The organism is Myxococcus vastator, assembly GCF_010894475.1.
Classification (GTDB): domain Bacteria; phylum Myxococcota; class Myxococcia; order Myxococcales; family Myxococcaceae; genus Myxococcus; species Myxococcus vastator.
This window is the reverse complement of the sequence record NZ_JAAIYB010000023.1, coordinates 1-17,299: the sequence shown is the minus strand read 5'-3', so window position 1 is coordinate 17,299 and position 17,299 is coordinate 1. Positions and strand designations below refer to the sequence as shown.

The 17,299-nt window shown below is 68.5% G+C and carries 20 protein-coding genes; 10 read left to right on the top strand and 10 right to left on the bottom strand.

Features of this window, described 5'->3' with window-relative positions:
• Positions 1-40 precede the first annotated feature (40 nt).
• Positions 41-757, top strand: a complete 717-nt coding sequence (locus G4D87_RS04010) for a hypothetical protein (RefSeq protein WP_163779040.1) — start codon at positions 41-43, stop codon at positions 755-757.
• Here the strand turns inward: G4D87_RS04010 and G4D87_RS04005 are convergent.
• Complete coding sequence (locus G4D87_RS04005; RefSeq protein WP_240357989.1) at positions 754-2,190, bottom strand: aminotransferase-like domain-containing protein; 1,437 nt, start codon at positions 2,188-2,190, stop codon at positions 754-756. The two genes, G4D87_RS04010 and G4D87_RS04005, sit on opposite strands and share 4 nt — an antisense overlap.
• Positions 2,191-2,385: 195 nt before the next feature.
• Here G4D87_RS04005 and G4D87_RS39925 point away from each other — a divergent pair, with 195 nt between their 5' ends.
• Entirely contained in the window at positions 2,386-2,706 is a 321-nt protein-coding gene (locus G4D87_RS39925; RefSeq protein ID WP_205507415.1) for a DUF2917 domain-containing protein, read from the top strand.
• A gap of 99 nt (positions 2,707-2,805) precedes the next feature.
• On the opposite strand, the gene G4D87_RS03995 is transcribed toward G4D87_RS39925, so the two are convergent.
• A complete protein-coding gene (locus G4D87_RS03995; RefSeq protein WP_163779031.1) occupies positions 2,806-4,212 on the bottom strand; it encodes a galactose-binding domain-containing protein in 1,407 nt (468 codons plus the stop codon).
• A gap of 302 nt (positions 4,213-4,514) precedes the next feature.
• On the opposite strand from G4D87_RS03995, the gene G4D87_RS03990 reads away from it, so the two are divergent.
• On the top strand, positions 4,515-5,312 hold the full coding sequence (locus tag G4D87_RS03990) for a hypothetical protein (protein WP_163779028.1): 798 nt from the start codon (positions 4,515-4,517) through the stop codon (positions 5,310-5,312).
• Positions 5,313-5,403: 91 nt separating this feature from the next.
• Here the strand turns inward: G4D87_RS03990 and G4D87_RS03985 are convergent, their stop codons facing one another.
• Positions 5,404-6,384: a Xaa-Pro aminopeptidase gene (locus G4D87_RS03985; RefSeq protein ID WP_240357988.1), complete on the bottom strand. Its 981-nt coding sequence runs from the start codon at positions 6,382-6,384 to the stop codon at positions 5,404-5,406.
• 66 nt (positions 6,385-6,450) lie between these two features.
• Between G4D87_RS03985 and G4D87_RS03980 the strand changes: the two genes are divergently transcribed.
• Positions 6,451-7,326, top strand: a complete 876-nt coding sequence (locus G4D87_RS03980) for a helix-turn-helix domain-containing protein (RefSeq protein WP_205507414.1) — start codon at positions 6,451-6,453, stop codon at positions 7,324-7,326.
• A 116-nt stretch (positions 7,327-7,442) separates the two neighbouring features.
• A complete protein-coding gene (locus tag G4D87_RS03975) occupies positions 7,443-8,156 on the top strand; it encodes a class I SAM-dependent methyltransferase (RefSeq protein ID WP_163779022.1) in 714 nt (237 codons plus the stop codon).
• Between the two features lie 40 nt (positions 8,157-8,196).
• Here the strand turns inward: G4D87_RS03975 and map are convergent, their stop codons facing one another.
• From map to G4D87_RS03945, 6 genes are all read right to left on the bottom strand, one after another.
• Positions 8,197-9,192, bottom strand: coding sequence for a type I methionyl aminopeptidase (gene map / locus G4D87_RS03970; RefSeq protein ID WP_163779019.1), 996 nt, complete (start codon positions 9,190-9,192; stop codon positions 8,197-8,199).
• On the bottom strand, positions 9,189-9,410 hold the full coding sequence (locus G4D87_RS03965) for a hypothetical protein (protein ID WP_176411017.1): 222 nt from the start codon (positions 9,408-9,410) through the stop codon (positions 9,189-9,191). Before G4D87_RS03965 ends, map begins: the two co-directional genes overlap by 4 nt.
• A 120-nt stretch (positions 9,411-9,530) precedes the next feature.
• A complete protein-coding gene (locus G4D87_RS03960; RefSeq protein ID WP_176411016.1) occupies positions 9,531-9,794 on the bottom strand; it encodes a TraR/DksA family transcriptional regulator in 264 nt (87 codons plus the stop codon).
• 147 nt (positions 9,795-9,941) lie between these two features.
• Complete coding sequence (locus tag G4D87_RS03955) at positions 9,942-10,589, bottom strand: START domain-containing protein (RefSeq protein ID WP_240357987.1); 648 nt, start codon at positions 10,587-10,589, stop codon at positions 9,942-9,944.
• A gap of 156 nt (positions 10,590-10,745) precedes the next feature.
• The gene (locus G4D87_RS03950) at positions 10,746-10,985 is read right to left on the bottom strand and encodes a hypothetical protein (protein ID WP_163779011.1); all 240 of its coding nucleotides are present in this window, start codon (positions 10,983-10,985) and stop codon (positions 10,746-10,748) included.
• Positions 10,982-11,602: a hypothetical protein gene (locus tag G4D87_RS03945; protein ID WP_163779008.1), complete on the bottom strand. Its 621-nt coding sequence runs from the start codon at positions 11,600-11,602 to the stop codon at positions 10,982-10,984. The genes G4D87_RS03950 and G4D87_RS03945 overlap by 4 nt, the downstream gene beginning before the upstream one ends.
• Before the next feature lie 108 nt (positions 11,603-11,710).
• Between G4D87_RS03945 and G4D87_RS03940 the strand changes: the two genes are divergently transcribed.
• The 5 genes from G4D87_RS03940 (at position 11,711) to G4D87_RS03920 (ending at position 16,406) form a co-directional block, all read left to right on the top strand.
• Complete coding sequence (locus G4D87_RS03940) at positions 11,711-12,262, top strand: glutathione peroxidase (protein ID WP_163779006.1); 552 nt, start codon at positions 11,711-11,713, stop codon at positions 12,260-12,262.
• A 96-nt stretch (positions 12,263-12,358) separates the two neighbouring features.
• Entirely contained in the window at positions 12,359-13,867 is a 1,509-nt protein-coding gene (locus G4D87_RS03935; protein WP_163779003.1) for an HAD-IG family 5'-nucleotidase, read from the top strand.
• A 106-nt stretch (positions 13,868-13,973) separates the two neighbouring features.
• Positions 13,974-14,462: a hypothetical protein gene (locus tag G4D87_RS03930; protein ID WP_163779000.1), complete on the top strand. Its 489-nt coding sequence runs from the start codon at positions 13,974-13,976 to the stop codon at positions 14,460-14,462.
• 112 nt (positions 14,463-14,574) lie between these two features.
• On the top strand, positions 14,575-16,005 hold the full coding sequence (locus G4D87_RS03925; protein WP_240357986.1) for a serine/threonine protein kinase: 1,431 nt from the start codon (positions 14,575-14,577) through the stop codon (positions 16,003-16,005).
• A gap of 92 nt (positions 16,006-16,097) precedes the next feature.
• Positions 16,098-16,406 (top strand): DUF2019 domain-containing protein, encoded by a 309-nt coding sequence (locus G4D87_RS03920; protein ID WP_163778997.1) that lies wholly within the window; start codon positions 16,098-16,100, stop codon positions 16,404-16,406.
• 320 nt (positions 16,407-16,726) lie between these two features.
• Here G4D87_RS03920 and G4D87_RS03915 read toward each other — a convergent pair.
• On the bottom strand, positions 16,727-17,299 hold a 573-nt coding region (locus G4D87_RS03915; RefSeq protein WP_163778994.1), incomplete at its 5' end, for a collagen-like protein.

Genomic DNA, 17,299 nt, shown 5'->3' with positions numbered 1-17,299 from the left:
GGCCATCCCCAGGCGCCCAGGTCCGGAGTAGACAGGGGCCATGAGCGCCCCTGTCTTCATCTATCTGACGCCTCCTGAAGGACTCGTGCCCCTGCTGACCCCGGCCCGGCTCGCGGCCTTCCGCGAATGGCTCTGGCGGGAGAACACGGAGCACCTGAGCGCGGAGGAGCTGGCCGACATCGATTCGGACGAGGAGCTCAAGGCCCTCCTCGCTTTCGTGGACCACCTGCTCCAGCAGGGCTCCGAATCCCTGCGCAAGCCGCCCACCCGCCACGCGGACACGATGCTGGACCTGCTCGACGAGCTGTCCGACTACTTCACTCGCGACGAGGCGGGCACCCCGGAAGGCATGGAGCTGGCGACGGACCTCAAGCCCACCGACAAGCAGGTCCGCGCCTCGGACGTCGTCATCGCGGTGAACTGTCCCAAGCGGACGTTCGAGCTGTGGCGGCACCTCGTCTGGGGCCGGGCCCCGGACCGCGTGGTGGCGGAGGGCATCGGCCTGCGGCGCAACTTCCCCTCCATGGGCTACTGGACGTCCAACGAGGTCCGGCAGGTGCGCGACGACCTTCGCCAGCACCTGGGCGAGGCCCCCGACTACCCGCCGCTCACCGGCAAGGGCCGCTTCATGACGGCGCTCCGCCTGAAGCTGACCCGGACCGGCCGGGGAGGCGCGCCCGCTCCGGCGATTGACGCCATCGCCCGCGCCGTCGACCGGGCGACCCGGGAAGGCGCGGGCCTGCTGTTCGCGCGTTAGACCAGGCCGCGCGCCAGCGCCCCCAACGTGGACAGCGCCGCCTCGATGCGCGGCGTCCACGGGTGGCCACAGCTCAGCCGGAAGCAGTGACGGTACGACTCCATCCGCGCGGAGAAGATGGGCCCCGGGGCGATGCTGATGCCCGCCTCCAGGGCCTTCGCATGCAGCGCCAGCGAGTCCACCTGCCGCGGCAGCTCCACCCAGAGCAGCGCGCCCCCCGAGGGCCGCGTCACGCGCGTGCCTTCGGGGAAGGACTCCGCCACGGCCTCCGCCGTGCGCTCCACCTGCGCGGCGAGCCGGCGGCGCAGGGAACGCAGGTGTCTGTCGTAGCCTCCACTCTGAAGGAAGCGCGCAATCGCATACTGGGGCACCGTGGCGGTCGTCACGGAGGTGGAGAACTTGAGCAGCTCCACCCGCTCCCGGAAGCGGCCCGGCGCCACGTAGCCCACGCGGAAGCCCGGCGCGAGCGTCTTCGAGAACGAGCTGCACAGCAGCACGTTCCCGCGCGTGTCGAACGCCTTGCATGAGCGCGGGCGCTCGGCGTCGAAGTGCAGGTCGCCGTAGATGTCGTCCTCGATGAGCGGCACGTCATACGCATCCAGCAGGTTCACCAGCCGCTGGCGCCGCACGTCGGGCATGCAGCTCCCCACCGGGTTGCTGAAGCTGGGCACCACCAGCACCGCGGCGATGCGCCGCCGCGTCAGCGCCGCCTCCAGCGCCTCCATCTGCATGCCGTTGCGCGGGCAGCAGGGAATCTCCAGCGCGCGAAGGCCCAGCGCCTCGATGGCCTGCAGCGTGCCGTAGTACGCAGGGGACTCGATGGCGATGGTGTCCCCGGGCCGCGCCACCGCGAGCAGGCACAGGTGGATGGCCTCGGAGGTGCCGAAGGTGGTGATGAAGTCGTCCGCGGACAGCGAGCAGCCCCAGTCCAGGGAGCGGCGCGCGAGCTGCTGGCGCAGCTCCAGACACCCGGGCAGCACGTCGTACAGGATGCTCCGGTCGCGCGCTTCGCGGCTGAGCGCGTTCAGCTCGCGGTACAGCCTGCGGACGGGCAGCAGCTCCGGCGAAGGCGAGGCGGCGCCCAGCTTCACCACGCGGTCGTCCCCCATGGATTGATAGACGCTCGCGACGAGCCCGCTCACGGTGACGGCGGTGGCGCTGGCCGCGGGCCGGGACACCTGGGGCTCCGCCAGCCGGGGGCGCTCACGGCGGCGCACGTAGTGGCCGGACTGCGGGCGCGTCTCGACGAGCCCCAGGGACTCCAGGTGCAGGTAGGCCTGGAGGACGGTGGAGATGCTCACCCGTTCGCGCAGGCTGAGCTGCCGAACGGACGGCAGCCTGTCTCCAGGCTGCAAGGTGCCCGCGGAGATGGCCTCCGCGAGCCGCTCCGCCACCTGTTCGTAGAGCTTCGTCTTGTGTGCCACCGCGCCCATGGCTCCTCCCAAAGTGAGCCGCATCCATCACGGCCAGCATCGGAGACGAGAACGGGCCCGTTGCCCAGATACAGCTCCCACCGACAGCGACCGGTACAGTTTGTTGGAACAGAACTGTACCGGTGACAATCTCATTTGCCTGAATCTGTTCCGAATCCGCCGTGGGGCGCATGTTGGCCCCTGGAGGACGCGGTGATGTGGGATTGGATGAGGAAGGTGACGAAGCGGCGGCGGAGGGCACCGCGGCCTGCATTGAACACGGGCCCGGTGCAGCTGGCCCAGGGCACCCCGTGGAGCGTGCGCACGCGTGGCGATGAGCCCCTGATGCTCACCTGCGCGGAAGGTACGCTGTGGCTCACCCGGGAGGGAGACGCGCGTGACTACGTCCTGTGGCCAGGGGACACCCTGCGATTGGAGCACGCGGGCCACGTGGTGGTACAGGCCCTGCGGCCTTCACGCTTCTGCCTGACCGCCCAGAGTCCTTCGCGGCGAACCGGCGAAGCCGGGCGCTCTTGAGCCCGCCCCGGTTCATGTCTTCCCGCGCACTGCCACGATGGGCCCTCACTCCGGGCCACAGGAAAAGCCCGGAGTGAGTCAGTGCGCGCGCGCCTGATGCTATGAGCCGTACAACCTGAAGGCGACGTCGTTGAAACGATCCGGGCTGTATCCCAGCCAGTACTGCCATCCCCCCGGATAGACGTCGTCGCATTGGGAGAAGGCGCCAGAATACTGGGACATCCGCACCAGCCTGAACGTATAGGCGCGGTCAGGCTGCAGCGTGACGCCCTGGTGGGTGAAGGAGAAACCGTGGAAGGCGGCGGGCACCCCGGCTGTCAGCGAGCCCAGCGTCACCGTCGTCGGAGAGGTCGCGAGCTTCGCGCCGCCCGTGCCCTCTCCGTCGTACACCTCCATGGCGTACGAAGTCGTGTAGTAGAGCTCCGGCTTGATCCAGATCTCAATCCTGTCAAGGTCGGTTTCGCCGTTCACACGGAAGCTCTGACCAATGGCGTTGTTGATCGCCACGTTGGTGTTGCATCCCGCCGTGTCGACGGAGATGAGGAGCTCGGAGGGCGAAGGCGGCACACCGAAGACCTGGACCTCGGCGAGGCTCAAGGGGTCGGTGCCGTCGAGCTGCACGCGGACGAACCGCGCCGTACGGTTGATGGCGAAAATGGACTGCGCAGGAGCAATCCCCGTAAAGGAGAAGTCCTGCCAATTCAGCCCGTCATCGGAGACCCGCACCCGGAAGTTCTGGAGCCGCTCTGAGCAGCAGTCGGTGCGGTTGTAGACAACGACGGAGGAGATGGCGTGAGCGCCTTCCAGGTCCACCTGCCACCACGGCTGCCAGGTGTTGTCGGTGTGGGTGACCGAGCCCTGGTCAAAGACTCCTTCAGTGTTGCCATCCACCGCTCGTGACGCGTCCGCGAAGTGGGTCGTGCTCGATTGGGACGCGGGCTTGCCGAGCGCGACGTTCCCGTGAGCCGGAAGGACCTGGACCTCGGCGAGGCTCAGGGAGTCGGTGCCGTCGAGCTGCACGCGGACGAACCGCGCCGTACGGTTGATGGCGAACACGGACTGCGCAGGAGCAATCCCCGCAAAGGGGAAGTCCTGCCAATTCAGCCCGTTATCGGAGACCCACACCCGGAAGTTCTGGAGCCGCTCTGAGCAGCAATCGGTGCGGTTGTAGACAACGACGGAGGAGATGGCGTGAATGCCCTCCAGGTCCACCTGCCACCACGGCTGCCAGGTGTTGTCGGTGTGGGTGACCGAGCCCTGGTCAAAGGCTCCTTCAGTGTTGCCATCCACCGCTCGCGACGCATCCGCGGAGTGGGTCGTGCTCGATTGAGACGCGGGCTTTCCGAGCGCGAGATTGGGCGGACTGCTCAGCGCCGGCGTCGCCTGGTCAAGGCCACTGTCCTCGCGCGAGTCGGCGCTGGTGGTTTCCTGGGGCGCGCACGCGACAAGCGCGGCGCACGCAAGACCGATGAGCAGGTCGCGGCGGAATGTCAGGGATGAAGTCATGTTCCTCTCCGTGAATAATGAACAAACACCAGACACAACACGCATCCTGAAAACACTCAAGGAGAACGGTCGTTAATTCGAAATGGGGTGCTTGAGACCCCGAGTCACCTCACACTCCCTGTGAATATCTGGCATTCATTGACTCATCACAGGGAGGCGCCTCGAGCTGCGCCATCATCGGCGGTGACACCCGGCCGCGTGCTTGCTGATGGCTCCCATCAACAAGCCGGTTCGTGGAACGCCGTGGACCCATCAAAGAACGTGCGCGGTCACAGCAATGGGGCGGCATCCTGGACCATGCCATGCCCCGCCTTGCTATCGTCCGCGCCATCATGCCCAGCGCCCCTGACTGTCGCCGCCTCTCCGCGCTCATCACGCTCGTGTCTTCGCTCCTCACGGCCCAGGCCGCGGAGGTCTCCCCGGCGGAACGGGTGGAGACCTCGCCGGGCCTGTCACCTGATGCCGTGCGGCGCGTCTTCGACAGCCAACGCCAGACACTGGCCTCCTGCATGCGCCTGGTCTCCGTCCAGCGCAAGAAGGACAACGCCCTGGAGTTCGTGCCCTGGAAGCCGTCACCCGACACGGATGACCGCCTCCGGGTGCGCTTCACCCTGAAGCCGGACGGCACGATTCTGGAGGAAGACAGGGGCCCGGAAGCCTATGACGTGCGGTCGATGTTCCTCGATACCGGCTGCGCGGAGGAGAAGCTGAAGGCCTGGTCCTTCCCGAGCTTCCCAGCGAACCCTGACGAGTGGGTGCAGGTCGAGGTGTGGGCGAGGTTCCGGACCACGGAGGCGGAGCGGACGGCGGCAGCCACCCGGTTGCGTGACTTCTACAGCGGCCTCTGCAAGGCCCTCTCCGCCCTGAAAGTCACTCAACAGCCGCGGGCCGGCGCGGAATGGCGCGCCACCATCCAGCGCTTCCTCGCCGAGCACGGCGCGCACGTCGACCCGGGCATCCGCGGTGCCATGAAGGCGGTCGGAGACATCGCAGGCTCCGACGTGCCGAGCGCCATCACGATTTATGAGCGCAGCATGGAGGAGTCGCTCGCCACGACCCTGCCATGCCCGAAGCTCCGCGCCTGGGTGAAGGAGGAGTGAGCCCCAGGCCCCCCCTCTCCTCGCCGGCGCGCGCAAAGCTCTTCGCGCAGGTTGCGGAACCCGGCGGCCAGGATGTGCTCCGCTGCCGGGTTCACAACCCCAGCGCGCTCATGGGGATGCGGTACATGTCCCCCGTGCCGCGGCCAATGCCCTGGACGGCGCTGTCATCCCGTGGCGCATCGAAACGTGCCCCCACGTCGCCCGTGAAGGGGCGCGTGCTGCTGAAGTAGAGCCACTGTCCGTCGGGAGAGACGCTGTGGTTGTAGTCGCTCGCGGGCGTGTTGATGCCCTCGCAGAGCCGGCGTGCGGGCGTCCATGCGCCATCCACCTTGCGGCTGAGGAACAAGTCGTATCCGCCCAGGCCGTCTTCCCGCCGCAGGGCACTGAAGATGAGGTAGCGCTCATCAGGCGCAATCCACGGCTCGAGCTCATGGACCGACGAGTTGATGGCGGGCCCCAGGTTCTCTGGCGGCTGGTAGGCGCCGTCGACCCAGCGGGAGACCCAGAGGTCACTGCCACCCAGGGTGCCGTCTCGCTCACCCCCGAAGTAGAGATTGCCATTGGCGGCCACGGCGGGTGACCACTCGTCGCGGTGCTTGTCGTTGACGGGAGCCGGAAGGCGTCGCGCGTCCCCCCATGCTCCGTCGGCGCCCAGCGACGCGGCCCAGATGTCATACGCGCTTCGGGGGCCTTGCTCCCCAGGCTCGGGACGGTTCGAGATGAAGTACACCGTGCGCCCGTCGGGCGAGAAGTGTGGGTCCGCGTTGCTCCACTCCGTGGCGAAGCGCGGGAGCACCGGACGGGACCAGTGTCCTTCAGCGGTCAGCTGCGTTTCGTAGAGCGTGTATTGTTCGAAACGGTCATCCGCCCTGCCAAAGAGCACGCGTCGCTGGTCTGGCGAGAAGGCCATGAAGAAGTCCCAGGCCCCGGTGGTGAAGAGCCCCGCGCCGTAGAGTTCGGGCTTGCAGGTGCCTTCGTGACGCCTCAGCGCCTCCGCGGGCCGCCCACCGTGTGCGCCACAACCCAGCTCCCAGAGCGTCATCATCAAGAGCACGCCTCGCATCGACGACATCCCCGCCATGTACGGCTCCTCCTGGGCCTCGCTTCAGCACCACGGCGGTCGGGATAGCATCGGCCCATGCGGCGAAACTTTGGGAATGTTGCGGTGCTTCCCGAGCGGGCTCCTGGCTATCACGCGCTCAGCGTGGACGACGCCTTCGACATCAGTGATTGTGTCTGTCGAGCAGGCACGCGCAGTCCCATCTTCGGCGGCGAGCATTCTCGGGTCTGCATCAGCGTCGTGCTGTCCGGCGTGTTCCATGTCCGGAGCCCCGAGGGGACCGCGGTGGTGGGGCCGGGCGCGCTGCTGCTCGGGAACCGGTCGGCGCCCTATGAGTTCCGGCACGTCGATGAGGGAGGAGACCGCTCGCTCGTCATCGAGTGCTCCGACGCGCTGCTGGACGACGCCCTCCGCTCGCTGGGACGTTCCTCGCGAGGAACGCACCCCTTCGCGCGCGTCTGCGCTCCGGCGTCGCTCACGTCAGTGAACGCCGTCCTCCTGGCGCGACAAGCGCTCGAGAGTGGCCAGGTGGAGGACCTGCGAGAGGCGGCACTGGCGGTGGTGGACGCGGGGGTGACGCTGGGAAGCAACCCGACGGAGACTCGGGTGGAGGTCTCCGACCTTCAGGCGCGCAGAGTGGCCCGGGTCCTGCGGTATCTCGAATCAAAGTTCATGGAGGACTGCTCGCTGGACACGCTCGCGGACGTCGCGGGGCTCACGCGCTTTCACTTCCTGCGCATGTTCCGGGCAGTGACGGGGCAGACACCCCGCCAGCTCGTCATCGCCACGCGGCTCGGCATGGCGGCCTCGGCGCTGCGCGGCAGCCGGGCGCGAATCACCGATGTCGCCCTGGAGGCGGGCTTCGGTGACCTGTCCCACTTCACGACGAGCTTCACGCGAGCGTTCGGCCTCTCGCCTCGTGCCTACCGCGCTCGCGCGCTCAAGCCCGCCTGACCGCCGCGGCGGCCGGTGCTCGCGTCCCCGCCGATTCAACCTGAATCCCCGCTCTCCCGAACATCGCAGCCGCGGCGCATCCTGGGGGTCCATCTGCTTTCACCCGAGGTCCCCTCATGACGCATGAGCACTCCGCCCACCACCTCGTCGTGGCGGGCTTCGGCGCGGACCGCGCCCCCCACTACGACGCCCAGGCCGCCATCAACCTCGCGGGCGCGTCGGCCATCTATGAACTCGGCGCCAGCGCGCTGACAGCCCAGCTCGACGGGCAGGACGCCGCATCCATCCTCTTCGTGGGCGTGGGCACGGGCGCGGAGCTGGTGCCCTACCACCGCTTCGAGGTTCCGGGCTGGCGCTTCACGGGCGTGGAGCCTTCGGAGCCCATGCTCGCCGTCGCCCGCAAGCGGCTGGAGGACGAAGGGCTGCGCTCACGCACGAACCTGCACCAGGGTGAGCTGCACACCCTGCCCGCCAGCGCCCCGTTCGACGGCGCGCAGGTGATGGGCGTCCTCCACCACGTGGAGGGCGAGGAGGCCCGCATGGCGCTGCTGCGCGAGGTGACGCGGCGGCTCAAGCCGGGAGCGCCGCTGGTCCTGGGCTGCCGCGTCGGCATGGACCCCGTGCTGACGGACATCGAGCTGCGGCGGCTGCGGGCCTGCGGCGTCTCCCCGGAGGCGCTGGAGCGGCGACGCCAGATGTCCACCCTGATGAAGCCCATCCCATCCGACGCCGCGCTCTTCGACATGTTCGCGAGGGCGGGCCTGGTGGAGCCTCGCACCCTCTTCGTGTCGCTTCAGTACAAGGTCTTCCTGGCGCGCTACGCCCCCTGAGCGCGCGGCCGGAAGAACCCGGCCGCACGCATTCACGGGCTCACGGCACGGTGAGGATTTCCGCGCCCTGCTCGGTGACGAGCAGGGTGTGCTCGAACTGGGCGCTGCGGCTGCCGTCGGCGGTGACGGCAGTCCACTCGTCATCCCAGGTGCGGTGACCCCAGCCACCCAGGTTGATCATCGGCTCGACGGTGAAAATCATGCCGGGCTGCATGACGGTGTCGGCCTCGGCCTCGTAGTAGTGCGGAATCTGGAGCGAGGTGTGGAACGTCTCGCCGATGCCGTGGCCGCAGTAGGCGCGCACCACGCTCATGCCGTTCTGGGTGGCATGCGTCTCAATCGCGCGGCCGATGTCGCTGATGGGCCGGCCCGGCTTCACCGCGGCGATGCCCTGCTCCAGGCACTCGCGCGTCACGCGCACCAGCCGCTGGCTCTCCTCGTCCACGTTGCCAACGAAGAACGTCGCCGAGCAGTCACCGTGCACGCCATCCAGGAAGATGGTGACGTCCAGGTTGACGATGTCGCCGTCCTCCAGCGCCCGGCTGTCCGGGATGCCGTGGCAGATGACCTCGTTGACGGACGTGCAGAGCGACTTCGGATAGCGGTGGTAGTTGAGCGTGCTCGGGTACCCGCCCCGCTGGATGTACGCCTCGTGGGTAATCGCATCCAGCTCGTCCGTGGTGATGCCCGGACGCACGTGCGAACCCACCTCCCGCAGCACCTCGGCGGCGGCCTTGCACGCCTTGCGCATGCGGGCGATGACGTCCGGCGTCTTGATGTCGGAGCCCACGTCCTTGCGCGACGGACGGCCCGTCAGCGCGTAGTCCGGCCGGGGGATATGGAGCGGCACCTCGCGGCGGGGGCTGATGACGCCCGGGCGGACGCCCTTGCGGAGGACGTCCGGGCCCTTCTTGCGCGCCTCGACGGCGTCCGCGCCGCGGTGGCACTTCTTGTACTTGGTGCCACTGCCACACCAGCAGGTGTCGTTGGGCCCCGGAAGCACGGCGGGCGGGGTACGGGGAACGGCGGTAGTCATGACTCACCTCCAGCGCGAAGCTGCTCGGGCTTACGGGCGCGCATCCAGCGCACCACCTGGGGACGAAGCCAAAGCCGGGGCCGCCCCATGCCCAGGTCCAGCACGGGCCGGGGCATGTCGGGATAGCGGCGCAGGTAGGTGCTGACGCTGTTGGAGTGGCGCAGGCGCAGCAACCCGGCCACCGCCTGAGCGTCAATCAGGTCTTCGGTCTTCACCATGGGACACATGTCGGGCGTGTCTATACCCCTAGACACGCACCCATGCACGGCTTCTTTCCCAGGCGGGGCGGCGTCACTGCTCGCCAGGCAACGCCGCCCGCCCGGGCAGGGAGCGGGCCTTCAGCGCGCCAGGGCAGCACACGTCAGGCAGTGCCGGGCCTCTGGGACAGCGCGCAGCCGGTGCCGGCCAATGGCCCCGCCGCAGCGCGCGCACCGGCCGAACTCACCCTGGGCAATGCGCGTCAGCGCCTCCTCGATGTCCCGCAGCTCCTGCGCCTCCGCCTGGGTGAAGGACGGGCCCCCTCCCCCCGACGAGGCCCGAGCGCGCAGCCGATGGCTGCGTTGCCGCAATGCTTCCTGGGCCTCCCGAGCCAGCAGCTCCACGTTCGCCTCCCACCGCGGCCACCACGGCCCAGCGCCAGGTAATGCTTTCAGGAAGCGTGCCTTGCGGTGCGCGGCGCGAGCCCCCTGGAGGCGCGCAAGGCTTGCGTACTCCGGCCAGGGCCCCGCATCGGTTGCGGCGCACCGGCGTCACTTCGCTTTCGCACGGGACGCGGCGCGCTCCCGGGCGCGCTTCTCCACCGCGCGGAACGTGTCCTCTACGGCGTCCTTCTGCCCCATGCGCGCCAGGAAGCCAGGGATGGAGCCGGCCGGGTCCACGCTGAAGCGGTACACGGCATGGGACGTCCCTTCGCCGCGCGGCTCCACGCGCCAGCTCCCCTCGTTGAGCCGGATGCGCACCGTGCCGCGCCGCTGGGGAATGGCGTCCGGCGTCGCCTTCCAGCGCTGCGCGAACACCCCCGAGCCGTCCTCCGCCAGCTTCGACTCCAGCACCACGTCGCAGATGTAGTCGCGCGAGGACACCACCGGCAGGTCCAGCTTCGTGTACGTGCGCTGCCCCTCGTCCGGCAGGTCCTTCAGGATGCGGGACTCCTTCACATACGGCATCCAGCGCCGGTAGGCGTCCACGTCCCGCAGCACCGCCTGGACGTCGGCGGCGCTCGCGGCCAGCTCGCCCTCCGCCCACACGTCCTTGGCCTCGGAGCCCGGGCGCGCGCGGACCTTCACCACGTAGGGCTTCTCCGCCACCGTCTTCCACGCCTCTTCGGCGCGGGCTGCTCCGGCGGCGAGCCCCAGCACACAGGCGGACAGGGCCGCCCCACTCCACAGCATCTTCATGCAAGCTTCCTTCGCGGCTCGGGCCGGAGGTGACGTGACGTCAGCCTCCGACACCCGGGCGCGGCGGCACATTCACGAAGGTGCAACGGGCCCCCGCAAGCTCTGCCCCCGAGCCACCATCCAAGATGGCCCGGGGCGGCAACCCCACACCGCGCCCTACGGCACGCGGATGGCCCGCCCACCGAACGCCGGGCTGGCCATGACATCCATCGCCAGACGGTCGGCGTAGGGGCGGCCCAGCCGGCCGTAGGCGTCCGCTTCCTGGGCGGTGAGGACCACCCGCACCGTGAACTGGGCGATGCCTCCCACGACCACGTCGAGGAAGAGCGCCCCTTCCGCCGAGCGCACCAGCCGGTACATCAGCGGGCTCTGGATGAGGACCTGCTCCTCGCTCACGGAATCTCCGTCACCACCGCCTGGGAGACGGGCGCGTCGATGACCATCAGCTCCGGCACGCCGCCAGAGGTGTAGCCACCGAACTTGAAGCAGTCCGTGTCCGCCTCGCTGGTGCACTTCCACACGCCCGGGTCGCTGTCCACGGGCAGGCGCACGCACACGCCGGTGGCCGCCAGGTCCAGCGTCATCATCCGCAGCGGCCCCTCGAAGTTCTTCGCCGGCAGGCCCAGCGCCTGGCCAATCACCGCCGGGTCATGCGCGCCGTCCACCATGGACTTCTCGACGGCGGCCTGGATGGTCTCCGACGGCGCGGCGAACAGGTAGCAGCCACTGTCATTGCAGCGGCCAAAGTTCCGCGCGTTCGGCTTCACCACGAAGTTCTGGTACGCGGAGTCCGTCATCAGCCACGACACCTTCTTCCCGGGGAAGTTCTTCGCCAGGTGCTGCTCCACGCTCCACGGGCTGGCGCGCGCGTCGGCCTCGCGGGAGATTTGCGCCTGCTGCGCATCACAGGCCTGCGGCTGCGTCGGGGTGGGGGTGACGCTGCCGCCTCCCGTGTGCTTGCAGCCGGACAGCAGGAAGACACCAAGGAGCAGGCTCCGAATCGTCCACGACATGGGCAGACCTCTGTGAGGCAAGGTTGGAAGGAGGTGATGGATAGTCGTCAATTCTGGATTTTACAATCTCCCCGGCCTACGCCCCGCCGAGCGGTTATAGGGTGTGGCATGAGCCAGAACCTCTACGACATTCCCCTCAAGTCCATTGACGGTGCCCCGCAGTCGCTCGGCCAGTTCAAGGGCAAGGTCCTGCTGGTGGTCAACGTGGCCTCCAAGTGCGGTTTGACGCCGCAGTACGAAGGCCTGGAGAAGCTCTACGAGCGCAAGCGCGCCGAGGGCTTCGAGGTGCTGGGCTTCCCGGCCAATGACTTCCTGGGCCAGGAGCCGGGCAGCGAGGCGGAAATCAAGGACTTCTGCACGCTGACCTACGACGTGAAGTTCCCGCTGTTCTCCAAGATTTCGGTGGTGGGCGCGGACAAGCACCCGCTCTACCACGCGCTGACGGGCGCCATCCCGGACGCCGTGGGCGAAGGCCCCATGCGCAGCCGGCTGCAGGGCTACGGCATCACCGCCAACGCCGTGCCGGAGGTGCAGTGGAACTTCGAGAAGTTCCTCGTCGGGCGTGACGGCCGCGTCGCCGCGCGGTTCGCGCCGGACGTCGCCGCGGACGACGCGCGCCTGCTGGCCGCCATCGACGCGGAGCTCGCGAAGCAGGCCTGAGCCGGCCGGGGGTGCCGCTGGACTTCTGCCGTCCAGCGGACGGGCCCTGACGAAAGCAGTGACTTTTCGCGCGCTCCGGGGCAAGCCAGGGGGGCCATGAGCACGTTCATTCCTGGTCCCCCGCCCGAGCGCGGACTGTTCTGCAACCGCACCCTCAACCTGCGCGCCATCAAGGCAGTGGGTTACGACATGGATTACACGCTCATCCACTACCATGTGGAGGCGTGGGAGCGCCGCGCCTACGAGCACATCCGCGACCGGCTCGTGGAGCAGGGCTGGCCAGTGGCGGACCTGTCGTTCGACCCCGAGCTGTCGATGCGCGGCCTCATCATCGACACGGAGAAGGGCAACCTCCTCAAGGCCAACCGCTTCGGCTTCGTGAAGAAGGCGCTGCACGGCACGCAGGCCATGAGCTTCGAGGCCCAGCGCGACGAATACGCGCGCACCATCATCGACCTGCACGAGCGGCGCTGGGTGTTCCTCAACACGCTCTTCTCGCTGTCGGAGGCGTGCATCTACGCGCAGCTCGTGGACCGGCTGGACGCCGGCCAGCTCCCGGGCCCCATGGGCTATTCGGACCTCTACGAGCACGTGCGCAAGAACCTGGACGCCACGCACATGCAGGGGCGGCTGAAGGCGGAAATCATCGCCGACCCGGAGCGCTACGTCATCGACGACCCGGAGACGCCGCTGGCGCTGCTGGACCAGCGCAACGCTGGCAAGAAGCTGCTGCTCATCACCAACAGCGAGTGGGCCTACACCGAGCCCATGATGCACTTCGCCTTCGACCGGCACCTGCCGGACGGCATGACGTGGCGGCAGCTCTTCGACGTGGTGATTGTCTCCGCGCGCAAGCCGGAGTTCTTCACCACGCGCTCGTCGCTCTTCGAAGTCGTGGAGTCCAGCGGCGAGGCGCTGCTGCGTCCGCACTCAGGCCCCTTCAAGCCCGGCACGCCGTACTTCGGCGGCAGCGCGGTGGAGCTGGAGCGCCACCTGGGCATGAACGGTGACCAGATTCTCTACGTGGGCGACCACATGTTCGGCGACGTGCACGTGACGAAGAACGTGCTGCGCTGGCGCACGGCGCTCATCCTGCGCGAGTTGGAGGACGAGGTGCGCGCCATCGCCTCGTTCCGTGCCACGGAGACCCGGCTGGCCGAGCGCATGGTGGTGAAGGAGCGGCTGGAGGCGGAGAGCCGCCAGATTCGCCTGGAGCTCCAGCGGCGGCGCTTCCAGTACGGCCCGCGCACGGACACGCCGACGGAGACGGAGCTGGTGGCGCGGCAGGCCACGCTGCGCACGGAGCTGGAGGCGCTGGACGCGGAGCTGGGGCCCCTGGCGCGCGCGGCCACCGAGCTGTCCAATCCCATCTGGGGCCTGCTGACGCGCGCGGGCAACGACAAGAGCCACCTGGCCCGGCAGGTGGAGCGGTACGCGGACATCTACACGTCGCGCGTGTCCAACTTCCTGTTCGCCACGCCCTTCGTCTACCTGCGCAGCCCGCGCGGCAGCCTCCCGCATGACCCGAGCCTGCCCGGCGGCACCCCCGTCTTCGGCACCAGCGAGGCCGGCGGCGGCATGTCCGGCACGGACGGCGGGGAGTAGCCGGCCCCCTACCGGGAGGGGCGGATGCGTAGAGCCTCGGATTCATTGAACTTTCGTTCAGTGCCCCGCCGAGGAGAGGGCAGGCAGGCATCCTCCTCCCCAGGGCATGTCAGACCGCCCCGGTATGAGTGCTCTTGTGAGCCACTCGACCGCGAACAGCTCTTCGACGCGCATCCTCGAGCAGCGCAACCTGCTTGGGGGCATGGACCTGGAACCGGTGCTGGGCGGCAAGGGCCGCAAGCGCGCCCGGCGCTTCCACGTCGCCTCGGAGCGACGGGTGGGGTTCGCCGCGGCGCTGGCGCTGGTGGTGGAGCATGGCAAGCAGAAGGCGAAGGAGACGGGCGTCACGTCCCTGAGCACCTGCCCCCGCTGCGGCCACAGGGGCCCCACGGCGCAGGACTTCGGCTACCGCATCATGCGCGGTGAGCGCCGGCCCCAGTCCTGGTGCCGCGGCTGCCGTGGCCTGCACCTGGAGCCCACGGAGACGTCGCGGACCAGCAACAGCGCCCCGCGCGACACGGACGGCTGGCTGTTCCCGCCGGAGAGCACCACCAGCACCCGCCCGCCCCGGCGTGGCAACGGGTCGTCGACGTAGCACCGGGTACCCCCGGGGCGCCCGCAGACCGGGAGATGGCCCTGACACCCTGTGTTCCAACCAGTAGGCTTGCCGCCAGCGTAGCGCCCCTCCTCTCTGCACGGGGTCTGCAATGGGACCTGGCCACCTGAATCCAGCACGTCTGCCACCAGGAACACGCATCGGGCGGTGGCGCGTGCTGGAGCGCCGAGGTTGGGGAACCTACGGCGCCGTCTATCGTGCAATCCACGCAGCAGGCCACTCGGCGCCCGTTGCGCTCAAAGTCGCACTGCACCCAGGCGATGAGCGCTTCACTCGCGAAGCGGAACTCCTCTCTCGGGTCCGCCATCGGAGCGTCCCGCGCCTGGTGGACCATGGGAACTGGCAGCAAGCGGCGGGCGCCACGCACCCCTACCTCGCCATGGAGTGGATAGAGGGCGTGTCCCTATCCGAGTGGGGGCGAGTGCGACGCCCCACCTCGCGGCAAGTGCTCAACGTCCTCGCCAGCCTCGCGAGCGCGCTTGAGGCCACCCATGCCGCGGGCGGGGTCCACAGAGATGTGAAGGAATACAACGTGCTGGTGCGTGCTACGGACGAACAGGTCTTCTTGATCGACTTCGGGTCAGGACACTACGTAGGTGCCGCCCCCCTCACGCCACCGCCGTTTCCTCCGGGGACGCCTCCCTATCGCTCACCCGAGGCGTGGCGCTCGGCGCGGCATCCCACGCGTGAGTCGACTTCCGCCTACGCGCCCGGACCTGCGGATGATGTCTTCGCCCTGGGGGTAACAGCCTACCGGCTCGTGACCGGCGAGTACCCGCTCGGAATGGCGCAGATGGACGATGCGTTCCACGACTGGAAGCTGCCGAGCCCAGCGGTTCAGCCGCCATGCGCAGTCAACGTTCGATGCTGCGCGGAGTTGAGCGAACTCGTTTCCCAGATGCTGGCCGTGCAGCCCGAGACACGCGGTAGCCCTCAGGAACTGGCCGAAGCGCTGACACGGGCCGCCACCCAGGCGGGCCCCGAGGCAGACTTGCCACTTGTGGCCCAGGAGGACTTCCAGTCCAGCGACGCTGGAGCTGACGCCTCCCCTGCCGTGGCGCAAGCGCCCCAGTGGACTCGGTGGTCATGGTTCACGGTAGCAGGCGCCATGGGAAGCGCCCTGGCACTTGGCGCCATGTGGATGCTGCGCGCAGATTCAGAGGAAACCGAGCAGGCTCACGCGACCAGGTCCGAGGTCGTGAAGGATGGCGGCACCGTGGCCGTCGGAGACTCCGCATTGACGGCCCCGGGCCCCCTGCGGCGGGCTCCATCTGCGTGGTCAACCATCGCTGTAGATCTTCCGCCCAGACCCATCCCAGGCCAGACACGAACAGATGCTTCTGGCCGCTGCCCAAGCAAAACACAAATCCCCATCAATGGTGGGTGCTGGGTGAAGCTAGACGTGGGGCTGAAGGATTGCGACCCGGACTGGAATTACATCATCTACAAGGGCGCGTGTTACGGCCCCACGTTCCCATCAGCGCGGCCATCTACCTCGGGCCCTTCCGAGCCACCCTTTTAAACATCTTGCGAGGACGCGTGACGTCGCGACCTGTCGGCGCACCTCGCCTCCTGGCGCGTAGCCCTTCTTCTTCCGTGGTTCGGAGTCCTGCCATGAAGGCACACGAACTCGGAAAGCTTGATACCGCCCGGTTGGTGGACCATTTCCGGGAAGTCTCAGCGCGACATGGACGCCTGCTGAACGCCCAGAAGCCCCAGGCGGCCAACCGGGAGTACGACGCCGCTGCCGAGACGCGGAGCGAGTTGACCACGCGAGGGCCCGCCGCGCTGCCGCTTCTGCGAAACCTCCTGACGGCGCCCGAGCCAGGAACCCGCTACTGGGCAGCGACGGCCTTATTGAAGTCCGCACCCGATGGGGCGGAGCGCGCTCTGGAGGATCTGGCCGCACCGCCGATGAGCTAGGTCGGCCTCAGTGCCGCACTGACGCTCCGGGAGTGGAAGAGCGGGAAATACCCACCCTCATGACCTCCGCCGTCCCCCCGGAGGGGGATGGAAAAGCCGTGGCGCCGTCCTTACCTCACCCGGAGGGAGGCAAAGAACCACCAGCACCCGCCCGCCCCAGCAACGGCTCGTCGACGTAGCACCGGGCCTCATCCGTCTTCCCTTCGTCCACGGAAGGCCCTGCCGAACACGGTCGACGTCACGTCCGGCAGAGCCCTACGGACCATCGCCCCTGAGGAGAGGCCACTCGAACGTGTCGAATGGCCTCTCCGGGGGTCCAGCTACTGAATCTGCTTGATGACCAGCGAGGCGGAGACGGCGCGCGTTCCGCCAGCGAGGGGCGTAATCGTCAGTGCCGGCGAGTTCCCCGCGGGATTGCGGACGGTGAGCACCGAGTTCACCACGGTCGTCGTGATCAAGACGTGGTTCATGATTTGAGACGCTCCGGTAGCGCGGCCAGCCACGGTGCTGATCTGCTCCACGACCCCGCCACCGCTGTCGAGCCCCAGGATGAGCTGCCCGGCCTCGGTGACGCTCACCTGCCAGGAGACTTCGTAGACACCAATCGCGGGCAGGATGAACTCGCTGTCGCTGGCCCGATTGATTCCGTTCGTTGCGCCATCGCGCGGGAAGTCCACCGCGGACGCGGCCGCGACGGTCGCCGCGTTGTCGGGCGGCATCAGGGCATAGAAGTACCCGAAGGCCAGCGTGTCGCCCGGAGCCCCATTGCAGACATAGTTGATGCCCGACGCGGAGGTGTACTGGACGCCACCATAGGTGCAGTTCGCCCCAGGGGGCTCGGACGCACCGACCACGGACTGCCCCGCGGGCCCCGTCGGCCCGGCAGGCCCCGT